We start from the raw sequence: 8,851 nt of genomic DNA on the forward strand, positions 1-8,851 counted from the left end.
AGCCGTAGGCTGTTTGCGTGCTCTTGCTCGCCATGGATACCGCCACACCCGCCGTCACCGTCGCCCTCCACGACGGGGACACCGTCCTCGCCGAGGCCGCCCAGGTCGACGCCCGCCGCCACGGGGAGCTGCTGCTGCCCGCCGTCGACCGGGTGCTCCGGGAGGCCGGCCGGAAGCTGGACGCCGTGACCGGCATCGTCGTGGGCGTCGGACCCGGCCCGTACACCGGGCTGCGGGTCGGCCTGGTCACCGCCGCCACCTTCGCGTCGGCGCTCGGCGGCGTACCGGTGCACGGCGTCTGCACGCTCGACGGGCTCGCGTACGCCTCCGGGATCGACGAGCCGTTCGTCGTGGCGACGGACGCGCGCCGCAAGGAGGTCTACTGGGCCCGGTACGACGACTGCCGTACGCGCGCGACCGGCCCCGCCGTCGACCGCCCCGCCGACATCGCCGACCAGGTCGCCGGCCTCCCGGCCGTCGGCGCCGGAGCGCGCCTGTACGGCGAGGTCTTCCCCGACGCCCGCGACCCCGAGCACCAGTCGGCCGCGGCCCTCGCCGCGCTCGCCGCCGAACGGCTGCGGGAGGGCGGGTCGTTCGAGGACCCGCTGCCGCTGTACCTGCGGCGCCCCGACGCCCAGGTGCCGAAGAACTACAAGGTGGTCACGCCGAAGTGACCACGGTGACCACGGCCGCGCTTCGCGAGATGCGCTGGTGGGACATCGAGCCGGTGCTGGCGCTGGAGCGGGAGCTGTTCCCCGACGACGCCTGGTCGGCCGGCATGTTCTGGTCCGAGCTGGCGCACGCGCGCGGCCCGCACTCCACCCGCCGCTACGTCGTGGCCGAGTCCCCCGACGGCCGGCTCGTCGGATACGCCGGGCTCGCGGCGGCCGGCGGGCTCGGCGACGTACAGACCATCGCCGTCGCCCGCGACCAGTGGGGGACCGGCCTCGGGGCGCGGCTCCTGACCGAACTGCTGCGGCACGCCACCGCCTTCGAGTGCGACGAGGTGCTCCTCGAAGTGCGCGTGGACAACACCCGCGCCCAAAAGCTGTACGAGCGCTTCGGCTTCGAACCGATCGGCTTCCGCCGCGCTTACTACCAGCCGGGCAACATCGACGCGCTGGTGATGCGCCTGACCGTACAAGGAACTGAGAGTGATGGCTGACGAACCCCTCGTCCTCGGCATCGAGACCTCCTGCGACGAGACCGGCGTCGGCATCGTCCGGGGCACGACCCTGCTCGCGGACGCCGTCGCGTCGAGCGTGGACGCGCACGCGCGGTACGGCGGCGTGGTGCCCGAGATCGCCTCCCGCGCCCACCTGGAGGCGATGGTTCCGACCATCGAGCGCGCCCTGGAGCAAGCGGGCGTCTCCGCCCGCGACCTCGACGGCATCGCGGTCACGGCGGGCCCGGGCCTCGCGGGCGCGCTGCTCGTCGGCGTCTCGGCGGCCAAGGCGTACGCGTACGCGCTGGGCAAGCCGCTGTACGGCGTGAACCACCTGGCCTCGCACATCTGCGTCGACCAGCTGGAGCACGGGCCGCTGCCCGAGCCGACGATGGCGCTGCTCGTCTCCGGCGGCCACTCGTCGCTGCTGCTCGCGCCGGACATCACCTCCGACGTCCGCCCGATGGGCGCGACGATCGACGACGCGGCGGGCGAGGCGTTCGACAAGATCGCGCGCGTGCTGGACCTCGGCTTCCCGGGCGGGCCGGTGATCGACCGGCTGGCGAAGGAGGGCGACCCGACGGCGATCGCGTTCCCGCGCGGCCTGAGCGGGCCGCGCGACCCGGCGTACGACTTCTCCTTCTCGGGCCTGAAGACGGCGGTGGCCCGCTGGATCGAGGCCAAGCGCGCCGCGGGCGAGGAGGTGCCGGTCCGGGACGTGGCGGCGTCGTTCCAGGAGGCCGTCGTCGACGTCCTGACCCGCAAGGCCGTACGTGCCTGCAAGGACGAGGGCGTCGACCACCTGATGATCGGCGGCGGTGTGGCGGCCAACTCGCGGCTGCGCGCGCTGGCCGAGGAGCGGTGCGAGCGGGCCGGCATCCGGCTGCGCGTGCCCCGGCCGGGCCTGTGCACGGACAACGGCGCGATGGTCGCGGCGCTCGGCGCCGAGATGGTCGCCCGCAACCGGCCGGCCTCCGACCTGGAGCTGCCCGCGGACTCCTCCCTGCCGGTGACCGAGCCCCACGTGCCCGGGAACGGCCACAGCCATGACCACGTCCACGAGATCAGCAAGGACAACCTCTACTCATGACCGCGGTCACCCTCATGTGGGAGGCCCGCGCCGCCGAGGGACGCGGCCCGGAGCTGCTGGCGTGGGCGCGGGCGGCCGAGCTCGCCGCCGTACCGCGGCGCCGGGAGACCTTCACGGCGCCGGGCGACCGGGTCCTCGTCCTGACGTGGTGGGACGCGCCGTACGACGCGGACCTGCCCGAACTGCCCGAGCCGCCGACGGACCTGGTGACGCGGCCGGTGCACCGCTGGCGGTTCGCGTCCCACGGGACGGACTGACACGGTCACGGACCGACACGGTCACGGCCTGACGGAACCTCCGGCCTGATTCAGCCATCAAGCAGGACGCAGCTGACGATCAGGTGTTCGGACGTGAGGTTCCAGGGTGGGGAAGTACATCGCGCGCGCGGCGGCGTTGGCCGCGGCGCTGCTCATATCGGGCTGTACGGCGTCGGGTTCCGGCTCCGGTTCCGGCTCCGCGGGGAACCCGGAGCCGGGACCGGCGCCGAGCACGACCGCCGCCGCGCCGCCGCGCCAGGCTCCGGACGCCTCGGCCGCGTACGCGAAGTGGGGCCTGAAGCCCTTCCCGGCGCCGCCGGCCCCGCCGAAGGTCAAGCCGGTGCGGACGGGCGCGGGCGGCCCCGTACCCGTCATCAGCGAGATACCGACCACCGACAAGGTCGTCTTCCTCACCTTCGACGACGGTGCCGAGAAGGACCCCGAGTTCGTCGAGATGATGCGGGAGCTGAAGGTCCCCTTCACGATGTTCCTGACGGACGCGGCCATACGCGACGACTACGCGTACTTCACGCGTCTGCGCGACCTCGGCGGCGGCACGGGCGTCGCCAACCACACGCTCACCCACCCCAACCTCCGCACCCTCGGCGCCGCCGCCCAGCAGCGCGAGATCTGCGGCCAGCAGGAGCAGCTCAAGCGGACCTACGGCACCGCCCCGCGGCTCTTCCGCCCGCCCTACGGCAACTGGAACGAGGACACCCGCGCGGCCGCCGCGCGGTGCGGCGTCGAGGCCATCGTGCTGTGGCGCGAGTCGATGCAGATCACCAACATGCAGTACCAGCGCGGCGACCGGAAGCTCCACCCCGGCGACATCGTCCTCGCCCACTTCCGCGGCCCGCAGGACCTCAAGGGCACCTCGATGACCGAGATGACGGCGAACATGCTGCGCCGCATCCAGGAGCAGGGCTTCACGGTGGCCCGCCTGGAGGACTACGTCTGACCCGGGGGCCCGGGGGCGGCGCGCGCACGGTCGCTAGCCTCGGAGCATGTCTCCACGCCGCCCCTTGCCCCCGCCCCCTCCGCCCGCGCACCTGCGCACCTGGCCCCACCGCGAGGCGCTGCTCGCCGACCGGAACCGGGCCATGGGGGAGCTGACGTGGCGCATCCTGGGCGGCAGGCGGCTGGTGCTGTTCCTGCTGACGCTGGTGGCCCTGCAGGCGGGCTGGCTGGCCGTCGGCGGATCCCTGATGTCGCTGGACGACGGCGTGGTGGACCCGCTCACGGCGGTGGCGGGCGCCCTCGGCGTCTGCGTGGGCCTCGCCGTCGTGATCCCGGCGCTCTTCGCCGTGGCCTTCGCCGTCCGCCGGGACCGCGCGGCGCGCGAACTGCTCGTCCAGTGGGCGTCCTTGGACACCGACCCGCCGCGCGACGCCGCCTTCCGGGTGCCGGTGCTGAGCCTGATCTGGTTCCTGCTCGCCTTCGCGCTGTGCGCCCCGGGCCTGTGGCTCTCCTTCGCGGTCCCCGCCTCGGCCCGCCCGGGCACCACGACGTACGCCGAGGTCGCCGCCCTCATGGGCGTCGGCCTCATCCTGTGGGTGCACGGCCTGATCGCCGTGACCAAGGCGGTGGGCCACTACCGCTGGGCGGTACGGCTCGGGGCGCGCCGCCCGGAGCCCGTGCGGTGAAGCGGCTTACGCGGGGCGGCCGATCAGCATCGTCGGCGCTCCAGCGACCCGGGTCAGGAAGACCGTCGCCGCGTTCGGGCCCTTCGGCTTCAGCTTGCGGCGGAGCTCCTCCGGTTCGACCGCCGAGCCGCGCTTCTTGACCGTCAGGTTGCCCACCTCCCGTTCGCGCAGGAGGGACTTGAGCTTCTTGACGTTGAAGGGGAGCCGGTCGGTGATCTCGTACGCGGTGGCGTACGGCGTCGGGCGCAGCTCGTCCGCCGTGATGTAGGCGATCGTCTCGTCGAGCAGCCCGCCGCCGAGCTCCTCGGCGACCTCCGCGACCAGGTGGGCGCGGATGACCGCGCCGTCGGGCTCGTACAGGTAGCGGCCGACCTCGCGGACCGGCGGGTTGGGCAGGCCGCGGCCGGTGAGGGTGTGGGGGCCCGGGAGGAGCGTGGCGGTGACCGCGCCGGGGCGGGTGCCGAACCAGAGGACGGCCTCCTTCACGTCGCCGCCGTCCGAGATCCACTCCGCCTCGGCCTCCGGCGGCACCGTCTCGTGCGGGATGCCGGGGGCGATCTTCAGCGCGGCGCGCGGCGCCTCGAGCGCCGTGCCGACGGCCCAGGACAGGGGCGGCGAGTACGCCTCGGGGTCGAACACGCGGCCCCGGCCGCCGCGCCGGGCCGGGTCCACGAAGACCGCGTCGTACGCGGAGGTGTCGACCTCCGTGACGTCCGCGCAGCGCACCTCGATCAGGTCGGCCAGGTCCAGCGCCTCGGCGTTCGCGCGGGCGGTCTCGGCGGTCAGCGGGTCCCGGTCGACGGCCAGGACCCGGATCCCGGCGCGGGCCAGCGCGATCGCGTCGCCGCCGATGCCGCAGCACAGGTCCGCGACGCCGCGTACGCCCAGCTCCCGGAAGCGCGCCGCGCGGTGGGCGCCGACGGATGCCCGTGTCGACTGCTCGACGCCGTTCGGCGTGAAGTACATCCGGTACGCGTCCGACGCGCCGAACTTCGCCACCGCCCGCTGCCGCAGCCGGGCCTGCGCGAGCGCCGCCGTGACCAGGTCGGCGGGGTGGTCCCGGCGCAGCCGGGAGGCGACGGCGAGCTCCTGGGACGGGTCGTAGTCGCGCAGGGCGGCCAGCAGGGCCTGGCCCTCGTCGGTGAGGAGCGCGGAGAAGGCGGCGAGATCGGTCACCCGCCCCATTGTGGGCCAGGTGGGCGATGGTGCGCGCGGGGCGGCGGTGTCGCCCGGGCGGCGGGGCACGGCGCTGACAGGATGCGGCGCCATGCAGCTAGTACGACAAACAGAACAAATGCCATCGGTCGCGAGGGGGAGGCGGCCCCGCCGCGCCGCCGCCGTGCTCGCCGCTCTCCTCCTCGCCGCACTCGCCGCCTGCGGTGACGCCGGCTCCGGGCGGGACGTCGCCCCCGCCGGCAAGCAGCCCGAGCCGCGGCAGGGCGGCGCCGCCGCGGCCGCCGGTCCGGCGGGCGCGCTGGCCGCGTACGTCGAGAGGGTCAAGCGCGCGCAGGCCGCCCGCGCCGTCGCCGCCCGCAAGTGGGGGCTGAAGCTCACGCCGCTGGCCGCTCCCCCGCCGCCCACGGCCGCCGAGAAGCCGAAGATCACCTTCCGTAAGGGCTTCGGCGTGGGCGACCCCACCCTGCCGCCCGTCTTCACGACCGTCCCCACCAAGGAGCGGATCGTGTTCCTCACCATCGACGACGGCGCCGAGAAGGACCCCGAGCTGGTGCGGATGATGGACGAACTCGACATCCCGTACAGCGCGTTCCTCAGCGACTACCTGGTCAGGGAGGACTACGGCTACTTCACGAAGATGCAGAGGACCGGCGTCGCCCTGCACAACCACACCCTCAACCACCGCTACATGCCCGCCCTCTCCTACGCGGAGCAGAAGCGCGAGATCTGCGGCCAGCAGGACGTCATCGAGAAGCGCTACGGCAAGCGCCCGCCGCTCTTCCGCCCGCCGTACGGCAACTACAACGCCGACACCCTGCGCGCCGCCCGGTCCTGCGGCGTCAAGGCCGTGCCCCTGTGGTCGGCCGAGGCGTTCCCCGACCACATGGAGTGGCGCGAGTGGGACCGGGACCTGCACCCCGGCGACATCATCCTCACGCACTTCCGGGGCCGGGAGGACTGGAAGGGCAGCATGCCGGACATGATCCGGTACGTCATGAACGTCGTGACGGCGAAGGGCTACGCCGTCGCGAAGCTCGAGGACTACGTATGACCGTCGACCACACCCGTCCGAGGGCGTACGGAAAACGCCGCGCCGTCGTGAATTGGCACTCCGCTTGACCGAGTGCTAACCGCGGTCATAGTCTCGGCTCTGGCACTCCCCACCGGAGAGTGCCAACACAGCGACGGGCAGGTCCGGCACCCGCGACGACGGATCCACCTGGTCGCCACCTCAGACAGTTAACCCCGTGAGATCTCCGAAGGGGGAGGTCGGATCGTGACGACCACCAGCTCCAAGGTTGCCATCAAGCCGCTCGAGGACCGTGTCGTGGTCCAGCCGCTCGACGCCGAGCAGACCACGGCCTCTGGCCTGGTCATCCCGGACACCGCGAAGGAGAAGCCCCAGGAGGGCGTCGTCCTCGCGGTGGGCCCGGGCCGCTTCGAGAACGGCGAGCGTCTGCCGCTCGACGTCAAGACCGGCGACATCGTGCTGTACAGCAAGTACGGCGGCACCGAGGTGAAGTACAACAACGAGGAGTACCTCGTCCTCTCGGCTCGCGACGTGCTCGCGATCGTCGAGAAGTAATTCACCCCGCTTCACCCGAAGCAGAGATGCTTTGAGCTGCGCCCCTGGCCGCCCCACTGACTTCACAGTGCCGGGCGACAAGGGGCGCGGTTCGTTCGAGAGGACTGACTCAGCCCATGGCGAAGATCCTGAAGTTCGACGAGGACGCCCGTCGCGCCCTCGAGCGTGGCGTCAACAAGCTCGCTGACACCGTCAAGGTGACCATCGGCCCCAAGGGCCGCAACGTCGTCATCGACAAGAAGTTCGGCGCGCCCACCATCACCAACGACGGTGTCACGATCGCCCGCGAGGTCGAGCTCGACGACCCGTACGAGAACCTCGGTGCCCAGCTGGTGAAGGAGGTGGCGACCAAGACCAACGACATCGCGGGTGACGGCACCACCACCGCCACCGTGCTGGCCCAGGCACTGGTCCGCGAGGGCCTGCGCAACGTCGCCGCCGGCGCCTCCCCGGCCGCCCTGAAGAAGGGCATCGACGCCGCGGTCAAGGCCGTCTCCGACGAGCTGCTCGCCACCGCGCGCCCGATCGACGACAAGGCCGACATCGCCGCCGTGGCCGCGCTCTCCGCGCAGGACCAGCAGGTCGGCGAGCTCATCGCCGAGGCGATGGACAAGGTCGGCAAGGACGGTGTCATCACCGTCGAGGAGTCCAACACCTTCGGCCTGGAGCTCGACTTCACCGAGGGCATGGCCTTCGACAAGGGCTACCTGTCCCCGTACATGGTGACCGACCAGGAGCGCATGGAGGCCGTCCTCGACGACCCGTACATCCTGATCCACCAGGGCAAGATCTCCGCGATCGCCGACCTGCTGCCGCTCCTCGAGAAGATCATCCAGGCCGGCTCCTCCAAGCCGCTGCTGATCATCGCCGAGGACGTCGAGGGCGAGGCCCTGTCCACGCTGGTCGTCAACAAGATCCGCGGCACCTTCAACGCGGTCGCGGTCAAGGCCCCCGGCTTCGGTGACCGCCGCAAGGCGATGCTCGGCGACATGGCCGCCCTCACCGGCGCCACCGTCGTCGCCGAGGAGGTCGGCCTCAAGCTCGACCAGGTCGGCCTGGACGTGCTCGGCACCGCGCGCCGCGTGACCGTCACCAAGGACGACACCACCATCGTCGACGGTGGCGGCAAGTCCGAGGACGTCACCGGCCGCGTGGCGCAGATCAAGGCCGAGATCGAGAGCACCGACTCCGACTGGGACCGCGAGAAGCTCCAGGAGCGCCTCGCGAAGCTGGCCGGCGGCGTGTGCGTCATCCGCGTCGGCGCCGCCACCGAGGTGGAGCTGAAGGAGCGCAAGCACCGTCTGGAGGACGCCATCTCCGCGACCCGCGCCGCGGTCGAGGAGGGCATCGTCTCCGGTGGTGGCTCCGCTCTGGTCCACGCCGTCAAGGTGCTCGACGACAACCTCGGCAAGACCGGCGACGAGGCCACCGGTGTCGCGGTCGTCCGCCGCGCCGCGGTCGAGCCGCTGCGCTGGATCGCCGAGAACGCGGGCCTCGAGGGCTACGTCATCACCGCGAAGGTGGCGGAGCTCGACAAGGGCCAGGGCTTCAACGCCGCGACCGGCGAGTACGGCGACCTGGTGAAGGCCGGCGTCATCGACCCGGTCAAGGTCACGCGCTCCGCGCTGGAGAACGCCGCGTCGATCGCCTCCCTCCTCCTCACCACCGAGACGCTCGTGGTCGAGAAGAAGGAAGAGGAGCCGGCGGACGCGGGCCACGGCCACAGCCACGGCCACTCCCACTGACGACGCCTGTCGCAGTACGCAGTACGCAGTACGCCAGAGGCCCGGTGCCCCCGTCGCCGCGATCGTCGCCACCCACCCGTACTGGAAGACCTTCGTGAGGACGCCCTGCTCGAAGGTGAGCCGGACCGGCGTGTTCCGCTCGGCGACGAGGGCCACACGCTTGACGGCCTCGACGAACGGCGCGGTCTCG

At 72.4% G+C, this 8,851-nt stretch carries 10 protein-coding genes; 9 read left to right on the plus strand and 1 reads right to left on the minus strand.

Going from position 1 to position 8,851, the window contains the following annotated elements; genetic code table 11:
- The first annotated feature begins 17 nt into the window (after positions 1-17).
- From tsaB to ABZX67_RS04050, 6 genes are all read left to right on the plus strand, one after another.
- Positions 18-674: a tRNA (adenosine(37)-N6)-threonylcarbamoyltransferase complex dimerization subunit type 1 TsaB gene (tsaB, locus tag ABZX67_RS04025; protein WP_355354055.1), complete on the plus strand. Its 657-nt coding sequence runs from the start codon at positions 18-20 to the stop codon at positions 672-674.
- A 29-nt stretch (positions 675-703) separates the two neighbouring features.
- Positions 704-1,165: a ribosomal protein S18-alanine N-acetyltransferase gene (gene rimI / locus ABZX67_RS04030; RefSeq protein WP_355354123.1), complete on the plus strand. Its 462-nt coding sequence runs from the start codon at positions 704-706 to the stop codon at positions 1,163-1,165.
- The gene (tsaD, locus tag ABZX67_RS04035) at positions 1,158-2,255 is read left to right on the plus strand and encodes a tRNA (adenosine(37)-N6)-threonylcarbamoyltransferase complex transferase subunit TsaD (RefSeq protein ID WP_355354058.1); all 1,098 of its coding nucleotides are present in this window, start codon (positions 1,158-1,160) and stop codon (positions 2,253-2,255) included. The genes rimI and tsaD overlap by 8 nt, the downstream gene beginning before the upstream one ends.
- On the plus strand, positions 2,252-2,512 hold the full coding sequence (locus ABZX67_RS04040) for a hypothetical protein (protein ID WP_355354061.1): 261 nt from the start codon (positions 2,252-2,254) through the stop codon (positions 2,510-2,512). Before tsaD ends, ABZX67_RS04040 begins: the two co-directional genes overlap by 4 nt.
- A gap of 106 nt (positions 2,513-2,618) precedes the next feature.
- Positions 2,619-3,470: a polysaccharide deacetylase family protein gene (locus tag ABZX67_RS04045; RefSeq protein ID WP_355354064.1), complete on the plus strand. Its 852-nt coding sequence runs from the start codon at positions 2,619-2,621 to the stop codon at positions 3,468-3,470.
- A 46-nt stretch (positions 3,471-3,516) separates the two neighbouring features.
- Positions 3,517-4,155, plus strand: a complete 639-nt coding sequence (locus tag ABZX67_RS04050) for a hypothetical protein (protein ID WP_355354067.1) — start codon at positions 3,517-3,519, stop codon at positions 4,153-4,155.
- 6 nt (positions 4,156-4,161) lie between these two features.
- Here the strand turns inward: ABZX67_RS04050 and ABZX67_RS04055 are convergent, their stop codons facing one another.
- On the minus strand, positions 4,162-5,340 hold the full coding sequence (locus tag ABZX67_RS04055; RefSeq protein WP_355354126.1) for a methyltransferase domain-containing protein: 1,179 nt from the start codon (positions 5,338-5,340) through the stop codon (positions 4,162-4,164).
- Between the two features lie 109 nt (positions 5,341-5,449).
- Between ABZX67_RS04055 and ABZX67_RS04060 the strand changes: the two genes are divergently transcribed.
- From ABZX67_RS04060 to groL, 3 genes are all read left to right on the plus strand, one after another.
- Positions 5,450-6,382: a polysaccharide deacetylase family protein gene (locus tag ABZX67_RS04060; protein ID WP_355354070.1), complete on the plus strand. Its 933-nt coding sequence runs from the start codon at positions 5,450-5,452 to the stop codon at positions 6,380-6,382.
- 225 nt (positions 6,383-6,607) lie between these two features.
- Positions 6,608-6,916 (plus strand): co-chaperone GroES, encoded by a 309-nt coding sequence (gene groES / locus ABZX67_RS04065; RefSeq protein ID WP_355354073.1) that lies wholly within the window; start codon positions 6,608-6,610, stop codon positions 6,914-6,916.
- Between the two features lie 116 nt (positions 6,917-7,032).
- Positions 7,033-8,661 carry a chaperonin GroEL gene (gene groL, locus ABZX67_RS04070; protein ID WP_355354076.1) on the plus strand — a complete coding sequence of 543 codons (1,629 nt, stop codon included), beginning with the start codon at positions 7,033-7,035 and terminating at the stop codon, positions 8,659-8,661.
- Positions 8,662-8,851: the final 190 nt, after the last annotated feature.

Source organism: Streptomyces sp. NPDC003036 (genome assembly GCF_040611175.1).
Lineage (GTDB): Bacteria > Actinomycetota > Actinomycetes > Streptomycetales > Streptomycetaceae > Streptomyces.